Source organism: Microbacterium sp. Ru50, assembly GCF_002920555.1.
Lineage (GTDB): Bacteria > Actinomycetota > Actinomycetes > Actinomycetales > Microbacteriaceae > Microbacterium > Microbacterium arborescens.
Window position 1 is genome coordinate 795,469 of the sequence record NZ_PQSV01000001.1, and the last position, 19,439, is coordinate 814,907.

Genomic DNA, 19,439 nt, shown 5'->3' on the forward strand with positions numbered 1-19,439 from the left:
CGTCAGGGCCAGCGGCTGAGGATCACGGCCACGGGTCAGAAGAGTCCGGGGATCACCTCCTGCTCCATGTCGGAGTAGGCGTCTTCGTTGCCGGCGGCGTAGGCGTTCCAGGCGTCGGCATCCCAGATCTCGGCGTGCGCGCCGACACCGGTCATCACCAGTTCGCGCCCCAGCCCGGCGTAAGTGCGCAGGTGCGGTGGGACGGTGATGCGGTTCTGGCTGTCGGGCTTCTCCGCGCTCGCGCCGGACAGGAACATGCGCTGGAAGTCACGGGCCTGCTTGTTCGTCAGGGGCGCTTCGCGGATGCGCTCGTACACGCGCTCGAACTCCACGGTGCTGAACACGTAGAGGCACCGCTCCTGGCCGCGCGTCACGACGACACCGGGGCCGAGGTCGTCGCGGAATTTGGCGGGGAGGATGACGCGGCCCTTCTCGTCGAGCTTGGGGGTGTGCGTGCCGAGAAGCATGGTGCTCCACCACCCCCTCCCGGCCCGTCGGTGCGCACCACTTTACTCCACTTTCCTCCACTTCACTATGGCAATGACGTCTGTTCCTCCCCCGGAGCACAAAAAAGAGCACCGACCCGAAGGTCGGTGCTCTGAAGGTGAAGCGGGATACGTCAGCGTTCGCCGTTGCGACGATCCCATCGGTCGTTCATGCGATCCATGAAACTCGACGACCGGGCAGCAGGCTTTCGCGTGCCGGTCGTGGCAGTGGGACGGCTTGCGGTCCCGTTGCGAGAGGGCGTCAGTGCCAGGACGACGCCGCCGACCATCACGAGGAAGGCGACGACGCCGATTGCGATGATGCTGCTCGAGACACCGGCGATCAGCCCGCCGAGGCCGAGGAGGACGAGGACCGCTCCGTAGACGATGTTGCGGTAGCTGAGGGACTGACCTTCGCGCGGAGCACTGACGACGTCTGCTTCATTGCGCATGAGATGGCGTTCCATCTCGTCGAGCAGCCGCTGCTCCTGTTCTGACAGTGGCATGCATCCCCCTCTGTTCGGGTACCGGTGCGCCCGATTCTACGCGCGCTGATGAGAACTAGGCTAGGCCTGTGACGAGCTCCACCGACCCGATCTCGACCGTTTCCCAGCGACTGGAAAGCTTCGCATCGGATCGGCGGGCCGAGGTCGCCGATCTCGGGGCCGAAGCGGCCGATTTCGTCGACCGCGCCCTTGCCACCGTCGCCGGCGGCAAGCGATTGCGCGCCCGGTTCCTGACGGCGGGTCACGCGGCAGCCGGCGCCTCCGCCGTACGCACCGACATCGCGGGTGTCGCCGCTTCGCTCGAGATCTTCCACGCGGCAGCCCTGGTGCACGACGATCTCGTCGACAACTCCGACACGCGGCGCGGCCGCCCCGCCGCTCACCGGGCTCTCGAGGAGGGACACCGAGGTTCCGAATGGCAGGGCGACGCCGACGCCTTCGGGCGCGCCGCGGCGATCCTGCTCGGCGATCTGCTGATCGCCTGGAGCGATGACCTCCTCGAAGACGCCATCGACGGGCATCCCTACGCCTCGGACGTGCGCCGCCAATACGCGAAGATGCGCCGTGACGTCACCGTCGGACAGTACCTGGACGTCGCCGAAGAGGCGGCCTGGGCCACGGCGCCCGACGCAGAGCACGCCGCGCGCGCTCTGCGCGTCGCCTCGTACAAGTCGGCCCGGTACAGCGTGCAGCAGCCGCTTCTGATCGGCGCGGCGCTCGGCGGCGCCACCCCGCCGCAACGCGAGGCCCTCGCCGATTTCGGTCATGCCGTCGGGCTCGCCTTCCAACTGCGCGACGACGTCCTCGGAGTCTTCGGCGACGCGGCGGTGACGGGAAAGCCCTCCGGCGATGATCTCCGCGAGGGCAAGCGGACCGTTCTCATCGCGTACGCCCGCGAAGCGATGGATGACGCCGGTCGGGCGGAACTCGACGAGGCACTCGGCGACCGGACGCTCGATGAGGCGACGATCGCGCGACTGCAGAAGGTCATCGAGGACAGCGGCGCGGTCCGGCGCCTCGAGAGCGAGATCGATCGCCTTTCCGCCGCGGCCGATGCCGCGCTCGAGAACGCACCCATCGGGGAGCCGGAGGTCGCCGCGCTCCGCGAGATCGCCGACGCGGCGATCCGGCGGTCTGCCTGACCCGCGCCTGAGCGGCAAACGCCCCGACGGCCTCAGGCGAGGGTCTGAGCGACCCTGCGCACCTCGCTCTTGCGTCCGGCGCGCAGCGCGGCGATGGGCGCTGCGCCGATCGAGTCCTCCGTGGCGAAGAGCCAGTCGATCGCCTCGTCGTCCGAGAACCCGGCGTCGTGAAGCACGGTGATGGTGCCGCGAAGCGACGAGAGCGGCGCGCCGTCGAGGAAGAACGCCTCCGGAATGCGGAGCGTGCCGTCGCGACGCGACCCGATGAGGTGATTCTCATCCAGGAGACGACGGACGCGGCTGAGCGTCTCGCCCGTCAGGTCGACCACCTCGGGCATCGTCAGCCAGGACAGGGGAACGACGGGGTATTCGGGAGTGCTCACCCCTTCACTATCTCACCTCCCACCGGAGCCGCGGGGCGTCTGTTCAGGCACTTTCACACCAGTCACAGTCGTCACTTCGGTTGACACCTCTCACAGCGACATGTCAGCGTTTCGGAGACCTCCGAGAAGGGACCCTCCGTGCGCCGCGACTCGATCTCTCCCCCGCACCGTCCGCGCCCCCGCCTGCGCGGCGCCGTCGCGCCCGCCGTCGTCGGGTCCATCGCACTGAGCCTGACGGCGCAGCCTGCCGCCGCGGCGCCGATGGCCGAAACCGCGCATCGGGATGCTGCGCCCGGCGCCTCGTTCCGGGCCGTGCCCGCGACCGCCGGCGCGCCGCGTCCGCTTTCCGCTCGGCCCGCCGAGCACACGGTGGCCCTCGGCGACACCATCAGCCGGATCGCGTCCGCCTACGGGCTTCGCACGGTCGATCTCCTCGCCTGGAACGGCCTCGACTGGTCGTCCGTCATCCGCCCCGGTGACCGCATTCGACTCAGTGCGGACTCCCCCGGCTCCGCGGCACCCGCGGTGACGCCCGGCACGCAGAACGCATCCGAGGGAAGCACCCACACCGTCTCCGCCGGCGACACCCCGTGGTCGATCGCTCGGACGCACGGCATCGGCGTCGGTGCGCTGCTCGCCGCGAACGGGCTCGACGACGGCGCCGTGATCTTCCCCGGGCAGACGCTCGCGATCCCCTCGTCGGCCGGCGCGGCCCCGGCTGCCACCCCCGCAGCGGCGACTCCCGCGACCACGATCGCGGCCGCGGCCGCGGCCCACACCGTCGCCGCCGGCGACACCCTCTCGGCGATCGCGAGCGCTCACGGCCTGGGCCTCGATGCGCTGCTCGCCGCGAACGGGCTCGACCGCTCGTCGATCATCTACCCGGGACAGCAACTCGTGATCCCCGGGGCCGTGGCCACGCCGGCCGTCGCGACCGTCGCGCTCCCGGACCTCGGTCTCGACGCAGAGCAGATCGCGAATGCACGGCTCATCATCCAGGTCGGCCGAGAACGCGGCGTGCCCGATCGCGGGATCGCGATCGCCCTCGCGACGGCGATGGTCGAGTCGTGGATCCGCAACCTCGACTGGGGCGACCGGGATTCTCTCGGCCTCTTCCAGCAGCGTCCGAGCACCGGCTGGGGAACCCCCGATCAGGTCCGCGACCCGGCGCGATCGATCGCGGCCTTCTACGGCGGTGCCGCCGACCCCAACGGGACCGCGACCCGGGGGCTGCTTGATGTTCCGGGCTGGGAGGGCCTCTCCTTCACCGACGCCGCACAGGCGGTGCAGATCTCCGCGTACCCCGACCGCTACGGCGAATGGGAACAGCAGGCATACCGCTGGCTCGACGCGCTCGGCTGACTCCGAAGCATCGGGAAGCATGTCGCAGACGTCCGGGGGTGAGCCGTTGCCCGGGCTCGCAGCATCCGCTCCGTAGAATCGCTCCGTGAGCATGAGCCAGCAGACCGACCCGCTGATCGGCCGACTGGTCGACCAGCGGTACCGCGTCCGTGCTCGCATCGCCCGAGGGGGGATGGCGACGGTGTACGTCGCGACCGACCTCAGACTCGAGCGCCGCGTGGCCCTGAAGGTCATGCACGGGCATCTGTCGGACGACTCGGTCTTCCAGAGCCGGTTCATCCAGGAGGCGCGCTCCGCCGCCCGGCTCGCCGACCCGCATGTCGTGAACGTCTTCGACCAGGGTCAGGACGGCGAGATGGCCTACCTGGTCATGGAGTACCTGCCGGGCATCACCCTGCGCGAGCTGCTGCGCGAGCAGAGGCGGCTGACCATTCCCCAGACGATCACGATCATGGACGCGATCCTCTCGGGTCTCGCCGCCGCGCACCGCGCCGGGATCGTGCACCGCGACGTCAAGCCCGAGAACGTGCTGCTTGCCGAGGACGGGCGCATCAAGATCGGCGACTTCGGACTCGCGAGAGCGACGACGGCGAACACGGCGACCGGGCAGATGCTCCTGGGCACGATCGCCTACCTCGCGCCGGAGCTCGTGACACGGGGCACCGCCGATGCCCGCAGCGACATCTACGCCCTCGGCATCATGCTCTACGAGATGCTCGCCGGCGAGCAGCCCTACAAGGGCGAGCAGCCGATGCAGATCGCCTACCAGCACGCGACCGACTCGGTGCCCCGCCCGAGCGCGAAGAACCCCGGCGTCCCGGAACAGCTCGACGAGCTGGTGCTGTGGGCGACCGAGCGCGAACCCGACGAGCGTCCGCTCGACGCGAAGGTCATGCTCGAGCGTCTGCGCGAGATCGAGCGCGAGCTCGGCGTGTTCCCTCAGGTGGTGCGCACCGCCCCCTCCGGCGCGCCGGCGGTCGTCATCGACGACGACGGCGAAGGATCGGGCGAGCTCACGAAGGTCATGCCCGGCACCTTCACGGCACCTCCGGTGACCACCGACGTCGACAACGCGACGCGACTGCGCCGCCTCACCCGCCGAAACCGGGCGAAGGGCGCCTGGCTCGTCACCATCGTCCTGCTGCTCGCGGCTCTCGCCGGCGGCACCGGATGGTGGTTCGGCTCCGGGCCGGGATCGCTCGTCGCCGTACCCGACGTACGCGGCACGACCTTCGCCGAAGCACAGAGCGCCATCGCGGCACAGGGCCTGCAGGCCCAGGAGGCCGGCGAGAACAGCCTCGACGTCGCAGAGGGTCTTGCGATCCGCACCGACCCCGACCCCGGCGCACGGCTCGACCGCGACGCGATCGTGACCGTGGTCATCTCGCGCGGACCGGCGGAGGTGTCGATCCCGGCCCTCGCCGGCCAGACCGAGCAGGCGGCTCGAGAGATCTTGCGGCAGAACATCGTCGCCGTGTCGAACGATGCCGATGCGGAATTCGATCCGGATGTCGCCGACGGCACCGTCATCCGCGTCTCGGCGACCCCGGCCGGAGGCGGCGATCCCGTGGACTGCTCAGACGGCTGCACGCTCCGCCAGGGAGACTCGGCCAGCCTGCTCGTGTCGCGCGGGGCCGTGCCGGACGTCTCGGGCCAGAGCGTCGACCGGGCGACCGCCACCCTCACCGACGTCGGCCTCGAGGTGTCGGGCGACACCCGCGCGCAGTCGAGCGATCGCATCGCCAAGGGCGATGTCATCGGCATCGACGACCGCGGCGAAGAAGGCAATTGGCGGCCGGGTGACACCGTGACCCTCATCGTCTCGAGCGGGCCCCCGCTTTTCGACGTGCCGAGCGTCGTCGGCCAGACGCGCGATGCAGCCGCCAAGACGCTGCGCGACGCGGGTTTCGAGGTCAGCTTCTCGGCCCTGTGGAACATCTGGCCGGACGGGCTGACCAAAGTCACCGCCCAGGACCCCGCCGGCGGTAGCAAGCACGTGCGCGGCACGACCATCACCCTGCAGATCACCGCGACCGGCTGAGCCTGTCGTCCTTTCCCGGCCCCGCGACCGCGAGGACGCGCATCCGCACGGTGTCGACGGCTCCGAACCGTGCAGTTGCGCATCTTCGCCGTCGACGCCCCCTCAGGCGAGAGCTCTGCGGATGCGGGCGGCCAGCGCGCCGGCGCCGTCGTCGAGATCGGCGGACCCGACGAGGATGACGCGGTAGCCGGCATCCTCGAGAAGCTGCACGCGCGTGAGGTCCTCGAGCCAGCGTCGCCGCGACGAGCGATGCTCGTCCCCCTGGTACTCGAGCAGCACACGCTGCTCGGGCCAGCCGAGGTCGGCATGCCGCACGCCCGCAGCTGTGCGAACGGCGACCTGCACCTGCGGTTCGGGAATCCCCGCGTCGACCAGCGCGACACGCAGGAGCGTTTCCTGGGGCGAGTCCACCGGCGAGCGGGCGCGGTCGAGCGCCGATCGCAGCGACCGGGCTCCGCGCGCGCTTCCTCGGGCGACGACGGCCGCCTCCAGTTCGGCGCGCGTCGCGAGAGGACGCGTGCGACCTCGCTCACCCCGCCGACCGCTGAGGAGGAAGTCGGCCGTCGCGACGAGCCATCGCCCGGCCAGGGGCTGCCGACCGGCCGCGAGCCGGCACCACGTCTCGGTCGGCGACAGGACGGGCACGCCGTCGACGTCTCGGCGTTCGAGGATGAGTCCCGTTCGAGATCCGATCACGCCGGGTCGCCGCATCGCTGCTCCCCCGCCCGCCGAGATCACCTCGAGCATCGGCGGCGTCGAGGCCCGGGGCAACGGCATCCCCCACAATGCCGCGGCCGTGCGCCCGGAGAACAGCTGCTCCGGACCGAGCGCGGGGAGGAGCAGGCGGCAGCGCCCGACCGTGTCGTCATCGTCCCCGGCATCGAGCGCCGCGTAGATCCCGTGATGCGGATGCCGCAGGTCGGCCGCCCGTGACCTGCCGCGGCTCACGCCGAACGCCCGCGCCTCGTTCGTGGCGAACGCTTGTCGGACGATGTCTTGTGGCAGCGGAGCTCGACGGTTCACCCGCCCACGATCCCCCGTCGATCCCGCTGATCCCGCGCTCTCCACAGCCCGAAACGGCGAGAGCGCACATCCGCACGGTGGGGAGGTTCCCCAACCGTGCAGATGTGCGCTCTCGCGGGCTCCGGTGAGCCGGAGCTCAGCGCTTCTCGAGCTCCTCGGCGACCAGGAAGGCCAGTTCGAGGCTCTGCATGTGGTTCAAGCGCGGGTCGCACAGGCTCTCGTAGCGCGTGGCGAGCGTCGCCTCGTCGATCATCTCCGAGCCGCCGAGGCACTCGGTGACGTCGTCACCCGTGAGCTCGACGTGGATGCCGCCGGGGAACGTCCCCACGGCACGGTGCGCCTCGAAGAAGCCGCGGACCTCGTCGACGACGTCGTCGAAGCGACGCGTCTTGTAGCCGGTGGGCGTCGTGATGCCGTTGCCGTGCATCGGGTCGGTGACCCACAGCGGCGTCGCGCCCGAGTCCTTCACGGCCTCGAGCAGCGGCGGCAGGGCGTCGCGGATCTTGCCGGCGCCCATGCGCGTGATGAAGGTCAGACGCCCCGGCTCGCGCTCGGGATCGAGCTTGTCGATCAGCGCGAGCGCGGTATCGGTCGACGTCGTGGGGCCGAGCTTCACGCCGATCGGGTTGCGGATCTTCGAGAAGTAGTCGACGTGGGCACCGTCGAGCTCGCGGGTACGCTCACCGATCCAGAGGAAGTGCGACGACGTGTTGTACGGCGTGTTCGTCCGCGAGTCGATGCGCGTCATCGGACGTTCGTAGTCCATCAGCAGGCCTTCGTGACCCGTGTAGAACTCCACGCCGCGCAGCTCGTCGAAGTTGGCCCCGGCCGCCTCCATGAACTTGATGGCGCGGTCGATCTCACCCGCGAGGCCCTCGTAGCGGGCGTTCGCCGGGTTGGATGCGAAGCCCTTGTTCCACGAGTGCACCTCGCGGAGGTCGGCGAACCCGCCCTGCGTGAACGCCCGGATGAGATTCAGCGTCGATGCAGCCGTGTGGTAGCCCTTGAGCAGGCGAGCGGGGTCGGGCTGGCGCGAGGCGGCGGTGAAGTCGTAGCCGTTGACGATGTCGCCGCGGTAAGCGGGCAGCGTGACGTCGCCGCGCGTCTCGGTGTCGCTCGAGCGGGGCTTGGCGAACTGACCGGCCATACGGCCCATCTTCACGACGGGCATCGAGGCGCCATAGGTCAGCACGACCGCCATCTGCAGCACCGTCTTGATGCGGTTGCGGATCTTCTCCGCGGTCGCGCCGGCGAAGGTCTCGGCGCAGTCACCGCCCTGGAGGAGGAAGGCTTCTCCGGATGCCGCGCGCGCGAGGCGCTCGCGGAGGATGTCCACCTCACCGGCGAAGACGAGGGGCGGGAGCGTCGCGATCTCGGCCGACACCGCAGCCACGGCGTCGGGGTCGTTCCACGCCGGCTGCTGCTTGATGGGAAGATCGCGCCACGTGTCGAGTGAATCCAGCGTAGGCACGCGCCAAGTCTAGTGCTCGGCCGCGACCTCCCCGGCCGTGTGACGCTCAGGCCTGCTGCTGCGCCGCGCGTTCCTTGACCGACGACGCGTAGACGTCCTCGTACTGCTGCTCACCCAGGCGCTGCAACGCCACCATGATCTCGTCCGTCACCGAGCGCAGCACGTAGCGGTCGCCTTCCATCCCCTGGAAGCGCGAGAAGTCGAGCGGTTCGCCGATGACCATTCCCACTCGTCCGACACGCGGGATGCTGCGTCCGATCGGCATGACCGCATCGGTGTCGACCATCACGACGGGGATGACGGGGACGCGGGCCTCGAGCGCCATACGCGCCAGGCCGGTGCGCCCGCGGTAGAGCTTGCCGTCCGGGCTCCGTGTGCCCTCCGGGTAGATCCCGAGCAGATCACCGCGGCCGAGCACCTGGAGTCCGGTGTTGAGCGAGGCCTCGGATGCCTTGCCTCCCGTGCGGTCGATGGCGATCTGACCGGTCGCCTTCATGAACATCCGGGTGGCCCAGCCCTTGAGGCCCGTGCCGGTGAAGTAGTCGCTCTTTGCGAGGAACGACATCGGCCGGTCGATCATGAGCGGCAGGAAGATCGAGTCACTGACCGACAGGTGGTTGCTGGCGAAGATCGCGGCACCGGATGCCGGGACGTTGCGGCGCCCCACGATCCACGGCCGGAAGATCGCCTTGACGACGGGTCCGATGAAGATGTACTTCATCAGCCAGTAGAACACCGGTCACCGCCCCCCGGCCAGGTCGGCCACGCCGATCAGACCCGCGTCGTTGCCGAGGGTGGCGATGGCGAAGTCGGCCGGAGCCGCGTTCTCACCGCCGGGAAGGGCTCCCCGGTAGGCGGTCCGGACCGGCGCCAGGAGCGTTTCGCCCAGCTGCGCGACACCCCCGCCGATGACGAAGATCTCGGGGTCGAGCGTCGCCTGGAATCCGCCCGCCGTCTCGCCGAGCGCCGTCGCGACCCGGTGGAGGGCCGCGAGCGCGCCGGGATCGTCGGCGAGGATCAGGCGGGAGATCGCGTCGCCCGGGATCGAGCCGTGCTCGTCTCGCACCTGCGCGAGACCGGCCCCGAGCTCGGGGTCGTCGGCGATCGCGATCGCCTCGCGCTGCAGTGCTCTTCCCGAGGCGTACTGCTCGAGGCATCCCTGCAGGCCGCAGCCGCACAGCCGGCCGCCGCGCTCGAATCGCACGTGACCCAGCTCTCCCGCCGCGCCGCGCCCGCCGATGAGGAGCTGCCCGTCGATGATGACCGCTCCCCCGACACCCGTGCCGAGCGTGAGCATGACCATGTTCGAGCTGCCGCGGCCGGCGCCGAAACGGTACTCGGCCCAGCCGGCTGCGTTCGCGTCGTTCTCGAGCACGACGGCGACACCGACGCGCGCCTCGAGCTCGGCACGCAACGGGTGCTCCACCCAGTCGATGTTGGGTGCGTGACGCATGATCGAACGCGTGCGATCGAGGAAGCCGGCCGCGGCGACCCCGACTGCGGTCACCTCGTGGGACGCGCGGAAATGCCGCACCATGTCGGCGACGGCGTCCGCCAGCGCGTCGGTGTCGGCGGGCGTGTCGACGCGGATGCGGTCGACGATCGTCCCGTCGGCGGAGACGACACCTCCGGCGATCTTGGTTCCGCCGATGTCGATGCCGATGTTGAGCACGCGTGGTCCTTTCCGTCGGCCGTCCGCCGGCGACCCGGAAAGTCTAATGGGGCGCCGCCTCGCCGCGCGGGCTCGGCGACCGGGTGGCAGATAGAGTGTGCTTACCCTGCCAGACGCTTCCGGTACCGAAGGAGTTGCCGCCCATGAGCGCCGTCCAGTTCGAAGTCCCCGCCGTCGTTCCAGCCGATCCTGACGCGAACATCACCGATCTCCTCGTCGACCGGGTCGCCGCCACCCCGTCGCGAGCCCTCTTCGCCGTGCCGCACGACGGCGCCTGGCGAGACATCTCCGCGGCCGAGTTCCAACGCGAGGTGATCGCGCTCGCGAAGGGGCTCGTCGCGGCGGGCGTCGAACCTGGCGACAAGGTCGCGTTCGTGGCGCGCACCACGTACGACTGGACGCTCGTCGACTTCGCGATCTTCTTCGCCGGCGCCGTGATGGTCCCCGTCTACGAGACGAGCTCGGCGTCGCAGATCGCCTGGATCCTCAGCGATTCGGGTGCGACCTTCGCGATCGCGGAGTCCGCCGACCACGCCGCACGCATCGACGAGATCCGTGCGACGGTCCCCCTCGTCCGCGAGGTGTGGGTCATGGCCTCCGGAGACCTCGACCGGCTGCGCTCGGGCGGTGCAGACGTGCCCGACGAGGAGATCGAGCGGCGACGCAACCTCGCCGTGGGCTCGGACATCGCGACGCTCATCTACACCTCGGGATCGACCGGACGACCCAAGGGCTGCGTCTTGACGCACAGCAACTTCGTCGAGCTGGCCCGCAACTCCGGCGAAGCGCTCAAAGAGGTCGTCAACCACCCCGGTGGAGCATCGACGCTGCTGTTCATCACGACCGCCCACGTCTTCGCGCGCTTCATCTCGATCCTCAACGTGCACGCCGGCGTCAAAACCGGGCATCAGCCCGACACCAAGCAGCTGCTGCCCGCTCTCGGAACGTTCCAGCCGACCTTCCTGCTCGCCGTGCCCCGCGTGTTCGAGAAGGTCTACAACTCCGCCGAGCAGAAGGCCGAGGCCGGGGGCAAGGGCAAGATCTTCCGTGCCGCGGCACAGGTCGCGATCGACCACTCGCGCCTGCAGCAGGAGGGGAAGAGCATTCCGCTGCTGACCAAGCTGAAGTTCCGCCTCTTCGACAAGCTCGTCTACGGCAAACTCCGCGCCGCCATGGGCGGTCGCGTCACCTACGCCGTCTCGGGATCCGCTCCCCTGGGTCCGCGCCTCGGCCACTTCTTCCACAGCCTCGGGGTCACGATCCTCGAAGGGTACGGCCTCACCGAGACGACGGCTCCGGCTACGGTCAACCTCGCGACGAAGTCCAAGATCGGCACCGTCGGGCCGGTCCTGCCCGGTGTCGGCGTCCGCCTTGGCGAGGACGGAGAGGTCGAGGTGCGCGGCATCAACGTCTTCGCCGAGTACTGGCGCAACCCTGAGGCCACCGAGGCCGCGTTCAACGACGGCTGGTTCAAGACGGGCGACATCGGATCGTTCGACGATGACGGCTTCCTCACGATCACCGGCCGCAAGAAGGAGATCATCGTCACCGCTGGCGGCAAGAACGTCGCACCAGCCGTGCTCGAAGACCCCATCCGCGCCAACCCGATCGTCGGACAGGTGGTCGTCGTGGGCGATCAGAAGCCCTTCATCTCCGCGCTCGTCACGCTCGACCCGGAGATGCTGCCGACCTGGCTGACGAACAACGGCCTCTCGGGCGACATGTCGCTCGCCGACGCGGCGAAGAACAGCCAGGTCCGCGCGGAGGTCCAGCGCGCGATCGACGAGGCCAACCGCAACGTCTCTCGTGCCGAGTCGATCCGCAAGTTCACGATCCTCGACACCGAATGGACCGAGGCGAGCGGTCACCTGACGCCGAAGATGAGCATCAAGCGCAATGTCATCCTCACCGACTTCTCGGGTGAGATCTCGGCCATCTACGACGAGCCGGTCAAGACGAGCAACGTGCCGCTCGGATGACCGGATGACGCGGAAGCGGGGCCCGGCTGGTGGATCACCGGCCGGGCCCCGCTTCCGCGTGAGGGGTCAGAACCAGGACGACTCGCGTACCTCGCGCATCGCGATCCGCCGTTCGGCGGGCGAGAGCCGGTCGAGGTACAGGATGCCGTCGAGGTGGTCGCACTCGTGCTGCAGGGCCTGAGCCATGAGCCCTTCGCCCTCGAGGACGATCTCTTCGCCGTCGAGATCGATGCCCACGGCGCGTGCGTACGGGTGCCGGAGGGTGTCATGCCAGAGGTTGGGCACGGACAGGCAGCCCTCGCCGATGAGCGACGGCTCGCCGGAGACCTCGACCAGTCGCGGGTTGAGGATGTAGCCGATGACGCCGTCGACGTTGTAGCTGAACGCGCGCAGCCCGACCCCGATCTGCGGTGCCGCCACGCCGGCTCGGCCGGGCAGCTCCACCGTGTCGAGGAGATCCTGCACGAGCGAGCGCACACCGTCGTCGATCGCCTGGATGGGCGCCGCCGCCGACTTCAGGACGGGGTCGCCGAAGAACCGGATCGCGCGAACCGCCATGTCAGGCCGCCGCCCCGAGACGCAGCCCCTCGACCACGCTGGCGGCGAGCTTGCGCGCCGCCTCACGCGTCGCCGGGTCGAGGTCCCGGAACGACACCGCGCTTCCCGCTGCGAGGTGCGGGTCGTACGGCACGCGCAGCACCGAGCGGACGCGCGTGGCGAAGTGGGTCTCCAGCTCCTCCGCGCGGACCATCGGCGTGCCCGGACGCGACGTGTTGAGCACAACCACCGCGTTCTTCACTGCGTCGGCGAAACCGTTGGACTCGAGCCAGGTCAGTGTCTCGGAGGCCAGCCGCGCCTCGTCGACCGAGAGACCGGCGACGACGACGATCTGGTCGGAGAGCCCGAGCGTCGCCCCCATCACCGAGTGCACGATCCCCGTGCCCGTGTCGGTGAGCACGATCGAGTAGTAGTGCGCGGCGATCGCGGCGATTTCCTCGTAGTCGTGGTCGCTGAAGGCCTCCGAGATGTGCGGGTCGGCGTCGGACGCCAGAACGTCGAGCCGCGTCTCGTCGCGGGCCACGATGGCGGAGAGATCGTTGAAGCCGACGACCTCGCCACGCGCGCGCGCCAGATCGCGCACCGTCTTGCCGCTCGTACGGCCGATACGGTCGGCGAGCGTGCCGCGGTCGGGATTCGCGTCGATCGCGATCACGCGGTCGTCACGGGCATCGGCGAGCGCCATCCCGAGCAGGGTGGTCACGGTCGTCTTGCCGACGCCGCCCTTGCGCGAGAGAACCGGGACGAACTTGGCCCCGCCGGTGAGCGGCGCGGTGATCCGACGATCGAGCTCCTTGCGCGAGCGTGCCCGCTTGCCGTCGCCGAGGTTGATGCGATGACCCGAGACGCTGTACACGAGGCGCTGCCAGCGGCCTTCCGGCTCGGCCCGCACGATCTGCGCCGGGTCGAGCAGACGCTCGGCCGTCAGCAGGTCGGCCGATTCGCGCCCGGGCTCGAGATCGCCGAGGCGCCGCGACTGCAGGACCGGCTCGGTCGGACGCGCGACCTGCACCCGCTCGGCGGCATGACGAACCTGCTCGGCGACCTGGTGGGCCTGCCGGCGGGTGGTCGGCACGGTGCCGGTGATCGGCGTGGTCGTCGGCACGACCGTCGCGACGACGACACCGGTGTCGCGCGCTTCCGCGGCCCCGGACGTCGCGGTGTCGGCACCCCGGGCGTGATCGCTGTCGTCACCGGCCGTGACGTCCTCTGCGGCAGCATCCGTCACACCCTCGGACGTGGCCGGAGCGTCGGCGGTCGTCGTGTCGGCCTCCGCTGGGAGGTCGATCTCGGGGTCGTCTTCATCGTCGATCACGGCGGTGACCACCTCATCGACAGGCTCCCCGGCATCGTCATCGCCGGACACGTCGCGGTCGTCGTCCTGATCAGCGAGCTCGGATGCCTCGGTGGAAGCAACCTCGTCCGCGCCGTCGCCCTCGAACTCTTCGTCTTCGGTGCCGGCATGGTCGCCCGGCTCTGCCCGGAGCGCGGGAGCTTCCTCGTTCTCCGGGTTCGCCTCACCGCCTGCATCCGCCTCGTCGTCGGCGGCGGCCGTCGCGGCATCCCCCGACTCGTCGTCGTCCGAATCGACCGGCGCGATGCCGAGGGGGATGTCGCCGGTCGTCAGCTGCTCGTCGCCGACCTCGCCGTCGATGACGTCGTCGTCATCGAGGTCGTCTTCCGCGACGGGGAGCGCGACGTCGACCTGTGCGGTGCCGCCGATGATCCCGATGGCCGTCGTATGGATACTCTCGCTGTCGGCGAGGACCGCGGGATCGGTCTCGTCGGGCTGGTTCTCGTTGCGCTCAGGCATGTTGTGCTGCGTCCACTCCAAGGTCTCGAGCTCGCGCCCGACCCCTTAGGCTACCCGCCGGGCCGGACGACGACCAAAAGGTCGCCCGCCTCGACCGCCGCCGTCGGCCCGACGACGAGCCGCTCGACCACGCCCGCGACCGGCGCCGTGATCGCCGCCTCCATCTTCATCGCTTCGATCGACGCGACGGGAGCTCCCGCCCCGACGGCATCGCCGACGGCGACCTTGAGCGTCACGACGCCTGAGAACGGGGCGGCGACCTGACCGGGGACCGAAGTGTCGGCCTTCTCGGCCTGACGAGCCTCGACGCTGATGCTGCGGTCGCGCACGAACACCGGCCGCAGCTGACCGTTGAGCGTGGCCATGACCGTGCGCATGCCTTTGTCGTCGGCCTCACCGATGGCCTCGAGTCCGACGTACAGCTGCACACCCTTCTCGATCTCGACGACGTGCTCGGCGCCGGGGACCAGCCCATACAGGTAGTCCGCCGTGTCGAGCACACTCAGGTCGCCGTAGGTGTCGCGCACCCGGTCGAACTCCTGTGTCGGCGCAGGGAAGAGCAACGAGTTCAGCGTGCGTCGCCGTGTCGCGGAATCGGCGTCGAGAGCCGCTTCCTGCGCCGCCGAGAGATCTGCAGCCGCGGGACGCACGGTGCGCCCTGCGAGGACCTTCGACCGGAACGGTTCGGGCCATCCTCCCGGCAGGTCGCCGAGTTCGCCTGCCATGAAGCCGACGACGGACTCCGGGATGTCGTATGCGCCCGGGTCGGCGGCGAAGGCGGCTGGATCGGCTTTCACCGCCGCCAGATGCAGCGCGAGGTCGCCCACGACCTTCGACGACGGGGTGACCTTGGGAACCCGGCCGAGGATCTCGTTCGCCGCGGCGTACATGTCCTCGATGAGTTCGAAATCGTCGGCGAGCCCCAGCGCGATGGCCTGCTGCCGCAGGTTCGAGAGCTGTCCGCCCGGGATCTCATGGCGGTAGACGCGTCCGGTGGGGCCGGGCAGACCCGACTCGAACGGACGGTACATGTGACGCACCGCCTCCCAGTAGGGCTCGAGGTCCGACACGGCGCCGAGATCGAGACCGGTGTCGCGCTCGGTGTGCGCGAGTGCTGCCACGAGCGCGGACAGCGAGGGCTGACTGGTCGTGCCCGCCATCGGCGCGGACGCCGCATCGACGGCATCCGCACCCGCGGCGCTCGCGGCCAGGAGCGTCGCGAGCTGTCCGCCCGCGGTGTCGTGCGTGTGCACGTGCACGGGCAGATCGAACCGTTCGCGCAGCGCCGCGACCAGGCGCGACGCCGCAGCCGGCCGCAGCAAGCCGGCCATGTCCTTGATGGCGAGCACGTGCGCGCCCGCATCGACGATCTCCTCGGCGAGACGGAGGTAGTAGTCGAGGGTGTAGAGGTCTTCGGCCGGGTCGAGCAGATCCCCCGTGTAGCAGAGCGCGACCTCGGCGATCGTCGTCCCGGTCTCGAGGACGGCGTCGATCGCCGGCCGCATCTGCGCGACGTCGTTGAGGGCGTCGAAGATCCGGAAGATGTCGACGCCGGCATCCGCCGCCTCCCGCACGAAGGCCTGCGTCACCGCCGTCGGGTACGGGGTGTAGCCGACGGTGTTGCGACCGCGCAGCAGCATCTGGAGAGCGACGTTGGGCAGGGCCTCTCGCAGCTTGTCGAGTCGTTCCCACGGGTCCTCGCCGAGGAAGCGCAGAGCCACGTCGTAGGTCGCCCCGCCCCACGCCTCAACGGACAGCAGCTGCGGGGTGAGCCGCGCGACGGCGGGAGCGACCGCGACGAGATCCTTCGTCCGGACGCGTGTGGCGAGAAGCGACTGGTGCGCGTCGCGGAAGGTCGTCTCGGTCACGGCGAGCGAGGTCTGCCCGCGCAGGGTCTGCGCGAACCCCGCGGGGCCGAGTTCGCGCAGGCGTTGGCGCGAGCCCGCGGGCGGCGGTGTCGCGAGGTCGAGCCGGGGCAGCTTGGTCCGCGGGTCGACGCTCGTCGGAGCAGAGCCGTGCGGGCGGTTGACGGTCGTGTCGGCGAGCCACCCGAGGATCTTCGATCCGCGGTCCTTCGACATCCGGCCCTCGAGCAGCTCGGGTCGCTCGTCGATGAAGGAGGTGCTGAGGTCGCCTCGCGCGAACGACGGGTCGTCGAGCACCTGCTGCAGGAACGGGATGTTGGTGGAGACGCCTCGGATGCGGAACTCCGCGAGGGCACGGCGCGAGCGCACGACCGCGGCACCGAAGTCGCGCCCCCGGCACGTGAGCTTGGCGAGCATCGAGTCGAAGTGCGGGCTCACCTGGGAGCCGGCGGCGGTCGTGCCGCCGTCGAGACGGATGCCGGCTCCGCCCGGCGACCGGTAGGTGGTGATCTTCCCCGTGTCGGGGCGGAACCCCTGAGCCGGATCCTCGGTCGTGATGCGGCACTGCAGGGCCGCGCCGCGCAGCTGGATGCGGTCTTGCGTGAGGCCGAGCTGCGCGAGGGTCTCCCCCGCCGCGATCCGCATCTGGGACTGGACCAGGTCGACGTCGGTGACCTCCTCGGTCACCGTGTGCTCGACCTGGATGCGCGGGTTCATCTCGATGAACACGATCTCGCCCGCCCGGGGCCCGTCCGTCTCGAGCAGGAACTCGACGGTGCCGGCGTTCACGTAGCCGATGGAGGTCGCGAAGGCGATCGCGTGCCGGTGCAGGTCTGCCCGCGTCTCGTCGTCGAGGTTGGGGGCCGGCGCGATCTCGATGACCTTCTGATGGCGTCGCTGCACCGAGCAGTCGCGTTCGAACAGGTGCACCGTCTCACCCGTGGCGTCGGCGAGCACCTGCACCTCGACGTGGCGCGGACGGCGGACGGCCTGTTCCAGGAAGACACGCGCGTCGCCGAACGCGCTGCCGGCCTCGCGCATCGCCTCCGACAGTGCCGGTGCGAGCTCGCCGGGTGCGCCGACGCGTCGCATCCCGCGTCCGCCGCCGCCGGCGACCGCCTTGACGAAGAGCGGGAAGCCGATGTCCTCCGCCTGGGCGACGAGAGCGTCGATGTCGTCGGAGGCCTCGGTCGATCGCAGCACCGGCACTCCGGCGGCGACAGCATGGCTCTTGGCCGTGACCTTGTTGCCGGCCATCTCGAGCACGCGCGCGGACGGACCGATGAAGGCGATGCCCGCGTCGGCGGCGCGAGCGGCGAGCTCGGGGTTCTCGGACAGGAAGCCGTATCCCGGGTAGATCGCGTCCGCTCCGCTCTCGCGCGCGACGCGGATGATCTCGTCGACGTCGAGATAGGCCCGGACGGGGTGCCCTTTCACCCCGATCTCGTAGGCCTCGTCGGCCTTCAGACGGTGGAGCGAGTAGCGGTCCTCGTGCGGAAAGACGGCCACGGTGCGCGCCCCCAGCTCGAAGGCGGCGCGGAAGGCGCGGATGGCGATCTCACCGCGATTCGCGACAAGGATCTTGCGGAACATGCTCACCTCGCTGGAATGAGTCGCACGGCGACGGCGCCGCGCGGGGGCTCGAATACCCTCACAGCCTAGGGGACGGTAACGTAGAGCCTCGTGCACGTACTTTCCGTCAGCTCGCTCAAGGGCGGGGTCGGCAAGACCACGGTCACCTTGGGGCTCGCATCCGCCGCGTTCGCCCGCGGTGTCCGGACGTTGGTCGTCGATCTCGATCCGCAGTCCGACGTGTCGACGGGGATGGACATCCAGGTCGCCGGCCGTCTCAACGTCGCCGACGTCCTCGCCAATCCCAAGGAGAAGGTGGTCCGTCAGGCCATCACCTCGAGCGGGTGGGCGAAGGTGCATCCCGGCACCATCGATGTCCTGATCGGCAGCCCGTCCGCCATCAACTTCGACGGTCCGCACCCGAGCGTGCGCGACGTCTGGAAGCTGGAAGAGGCCTTGGCGACAATCGAGGCCGACTACGACCTCGTCCTCATCGACTGCGCCCCCTCGCTCAACGCGCTCACCCGCACGGCGTGGGCAGCCAGCGATCGCGTCATCGTCGTGACCGAGCCCGGCCTGTTCTCCGTGGCTGCCGCCGACCGCGCGCTGCGAGCCATCGAAGAGATCCGCCGAGGACTCTCCCCCCGCCTGCAGCCCCTCGGCATCGTGGTCAATCGGGTGCGCCCGCAGTCGATCGAGCATCAGTTCCGCATCAAGGAACTGCGCGACATGTTCGGTCCCCTGGTGCTCTCGCCCCAGCTTCCCGAGCGCACGTCGCTGCAGCAGGCGCAGGGCGCCGCGAAGCCGCTGCACATCTGGCCCGGAGACTCCGCGCAGGAGCTCGCCTCCGACTTCGACGCGCTGCTGGACCGCGTGCTGCGCACCGGCCGGATCCCGGTCGCGGGCGAGGCCCCCACGGCCGCGCCGAGCTGACCGGCCGTCACCACACGAAAGAAACCCCGGCCGCACCGCAGGTGCGCCGGGGTTCTGTGTATCTCGGGGACGGCTCAGGCGCTGCGTGCCGAGCGTCGCGCAGCGAGCTCGTCGACGGGGTCCGGCGCCTGGGGGTCGAATTCGACGAGTGTGGACTCGACCTCACGGAGGACCTTTCCGACCGCGATGCCGAACACCCCCTGACCGCGGCTGACGAGGTCGATGACCTCGTCGTTCGACGTGCAGAGGTAGACCGACGCGCCGTCGCTCATCAGCGTCGTCCCCGCGAGGTCGCGGATGCCCGCGGCGCGGAGCTGGTCGACCGCCACACGGATCTGCTGCAACGAGATGCCCGTGTCGAGCAGGCGCTTGACGAGCTTCAGCACGAGGATGTCGCGGAAGCCGTAGAGACGCTGCGAACCCGAGCCGCTGGCGCCGCGGACGGTGGGGACGACCAGTTCGGTACGAGCCCAGTAGTCGAGCTGACGGTACGTGATGCCGGCGGCGCGAGCGGCCTGCGCTCCGCGATACCCGGCCTCGTCGTCCATCTCGGGGAGACCGTCGGTGAAGAGGAGGTCGGTCGTGAACCGCATCTCGCCGAGCGAATCATGCGCGGTCATCTGGTCCTCCTGCC

Annotated in this window: 16 protein-coding genes; 5 read left to right on the forward strand and 11 right to left on the reverse strand. The window is 70.0% G+C overall.

Annotated elements, in window-relative coordinates:
- Nucleotides 1-35: 35 nt before the first annotated feature.
- Together mraZ and C3481_RS03800 are read right to left on the reverse strand one after the other, a co-directional pair.
- Nucleotides 36-467 (reverse strand): division/cell wall cluster transcriptional repressor MraZ, encoded by a 432-nt coding sequence (mraZ, locus tag C3481_RS03795; RefSeq protein WP_023951570.1) that lies wholly within the window; start codon nt 465-467, stop codon nt 36-38.
- Nucleotides 468-619: 152 nt separating this feature from the next.
- The gene (locus tag C3481_RS03800; RefSeq protein WP_023951571.1) at nt 620-991 is read right to left on the reverse strand and encodes a DUF3040 domain-containing protein; all 372 of its coding nucleotides are present in this window, start codon (nt 989-991) and stop codon (nt 620-622) included.
- A 68-nt stretch (nt 992-1,059) separates the two neighbouring features.
- Between C3481_RS03800 and C3481_RS03805 the strand changes: the two genes are divergently transcribed.
- Nucleotides 1,060-2,133, forward strand: coding sequence for a polyprenyl synthetase family protein (locus tag C3481_RS03805; RefSeq protein ID WP_103840842.1), 1,074 nt, complete (start codon nt 1,060-1,062; stop codon nt 2,131-2,133).
- Nucleotides 2,134-2,165: 32 nt separating this feature from the next.
- On the opposite strand, the gene C3481_RS03810 is transcribed toward C3481_RS03805, so the two are convergent.
- Nucleotides 2,166-2,471: an Rv2175c family DNA-binding protein gene (locus C3481_RS03810; RefSeq protein ID WP_052007748.1), complete on the reverse strand. Its 306-nt coding sequence runs from the start codon at nt 2,469-2,471 to the stop codon at nt 2,166-2,168.
- Nucleotides 2,472-2,654: 183 nt separating this feature from the next.
- On the opposite strand from C3481_RS03810, the gene C3481_RS03815 reads away from it, so the two are divergent.
- Both C3481_RS03815 and pknB read left to right on the forward strand, forming a co-directional pair.
- Nucleotides 2,655-3,878 carry a LysM peptidoglycan-binding domain-containing protein gene (locus C3481_RS03815; RefSeq protein WP_237049190.1) on the forward strand — a complete coding sequence of 408 codons (1,224 nt, stop codon included), beginning with the start codon at nt 2,655-2,657 and terminating at the stop codon, nt 3,876-3,878.
- Nucleotides 3,879-3,963: 85 nt separating this feature from the next.
- Complete coding sequence (gene pknB / locus C3481_RS03820; protein WP_023951575.1) at nt 3,964-5,919, forward strand: Stk1 family PASTA domain-containing Ser/Thr kinase; 1,956 nt, start codon at nt 3,964-3,966, stop codon at nt 5,917-5,919.
- A gap of 102 nt (nt 5,920-6,021) precedes the next feature.
- Here pknB and C3481_RS03825 read toward each other — a convergent pair whose 3' ends face one another.
- The 4 genes from C3481_RS03825 to C3481_RS03840 form a co-directional block, all read right to left on the reverse strand.
- The gene (locus tag C3481_RS03825) at nt 6,022-6,942 is read right to left on the reverse strand and encodes a hypothetical protein (RefSeq protein WP_103840844.1); all 921 of its coding nucleotides are present in this window, start codon (nt 6,940-6,942) and stop codon (nt 6,022-6,024) included.
- 136 nt (nt 6,943-7,078) lie between these two features.
- Nucleotides 7,079-8,413, reverse strand: coding sequence for a class II 3-deoxy-7-phosphoheptulonate synthase (locus C3481_RS03830; RefSeq protein ID WP_023951577.1), 1,335 nt, complete (start codon nt 8,411-8,413; stop codon nt 7,079-7,081).
- 46 nt (nt 8,414-8,459) lie between these two features.
- Nucleotides 8,460-9,149 carry a 1-acyl-sn-glycerol-3-phosphate acyltransferase gene (locus C3481_RS03835; protein ID WP_023951578.1) on the reverse strand — a complete coding sequence of 230 codons (690 nt, stop codon included), beginning with the start codon at nt 9,147-9,149 and terminating at the stop codon, nt 8,460-8,462.
- A gap of 3 nt (nt 9,150-9,152) precedes the next feature.
- A complete protein-coding gene (locus C3481_RS03840; protein WP_023951580.1) occupies nt 9,153-10,085 on the reverse strand; it encodes an ROK family protein in 933 nt (310 codons plus the stop codon).
- Between the two features lie 143 nt (nt 10,086-10,228).
- Here C3481_RS03840 and C3481_RS03845 point away from each other — a divergent pair, with 143 nt between their 5' ends.
- A complete protein-coding gene (locus C3481_RS03845) occupies nt 10,229-12,064 on the forward strand; it encodes a long-chain fatty acid--CoA ligase (protein WP_023951582.1) in 1,836 nt (611 codons plus the stop codon).
- A gap of 66 nt (nt 12,065-12,130) precedes the next feature.
- Here C3481_RS03845 and def read toward each other — a convergent pair whose 3' ends face one another.
- From def to C3481_RS03860, 3 genes are read right to left on the reverse strand one after another with little or no spacing between them, the layout of a single operon-like run.
- Entirely contained in the window at nt 12,131-12,622 is a 492-nt protein-coding gene (gene def / locus C3481_RS03850; protein ID WP_103840846.1) for a peptide deformylase, read from the reverse strand.
- 1 nt (nt 12,623) lies between these two features.
- Complete coding sequence (locus C3481_RS03855) at nt 12,624-14,435, reverse strand: MinD/ParA family protein (RefSeq protein WP_103841998.1); 1,812 nt, start codon at nt 14,433-14,435, stop codon at nt 12,624-12,626.
- Between the two features lie 50 nt (nt 14,436-14,485).
- Nucleotides 14,486-17,893, reverse strand: a complete 3,408-nt coding sequence (locus tag C3481_RS03860) for a pyruvate carboxylase (protein ID WP_103840848.1) — start codon at nt 17,891-17,893, stop codon at nt 14,486-14,488.
- A gap of 90 nt (nt 17,894-17,983) precedes the next feature.
- On the opposite strand from C3481_RS03860, the gene C3481_RS03865 reads away from it, so the two are divergent.
- Entirely contained in the window at nt 17,984-18,805 is an 822-nt protein-coding gene (locus C3481_RS03865) for a ParA family protein (RefSeq protein WP_023951590.1), read from the forward strand.
- A gap of 74 nt (nt 18,806-18,879) precedes the next feature.
- On the opposite strand, the gene C3481_RS03870 is transcribed toward C3481_RS03865, so the two are convergent.
- Nucleotides 18,880-19,425, reverse strand: a complete 546-nt coding sequence (locus C3481_RS03870; RefSeq protein ID WP_023951592.1) for a MerR family transcriptional regulator — start codon at nt 19,423-19,425, stop codon at nt 18,880-18,882.
- Nucleotides 19,426-19,439 lie beyond the last annotated feature (14 nt).

Coding starts and splice junctions, on each gene's coding strand:
- mraZ (WP_023951570.1), bottom strand. CDS start 467: ATGCTTCTCGGCACGCACACCCCCAAGCTCGACGAGAAGGGCCGCGTC.
- C3481_RS03800 (WP_023951571.1), bottom strand. CDS start 991: ATGCCACTGTCAGAACAGGAGCAGCGGCTGCTCGACGAGATGGAACGC.
- C3481_RS03810 (WP_052007748.1), bottom strand. CDS start 2,471: ATGCCCGAGGTGGTCGACCTGACGGGCGAGACGCTCAGCCGCGTCCGT.
- C3481_RS03845 (WP_023951582.1), top strand. CDS start 10,229: ATGAGCGCCGTCCAGTTCGAAGTCCCCGCCGTCGTTCCAGCCGATCCT.
- def (WP_103840846.1), bottom strand. CDS start 12,622: ATGGCGGTTCGCGCGATCCGGTTCTTCGGCGACCCCGTCCTGAAGTCG.
- C3481_RS03855 (WP_103841998.1), bottom strand. CDS start 14,435: ATGCCTGAGCGCAACGAGAACCAGCCCGACGAGACCGATCCCGCGGTC.
- C3481_RS03860 (WP_103840848.1), bottom strand. CDS start 17,893: ATGTTCCGCAAGATCCTTGTCGCGAATCGCGGTGAGATCGCCATCCGC.
- C3481_RS03870 (WP_023951592.1), bottom strand. CDS start 19,425: ATGACCGCGCATGATTCGCTCGGCGAGATGCGGTTCACGACCGACCTC.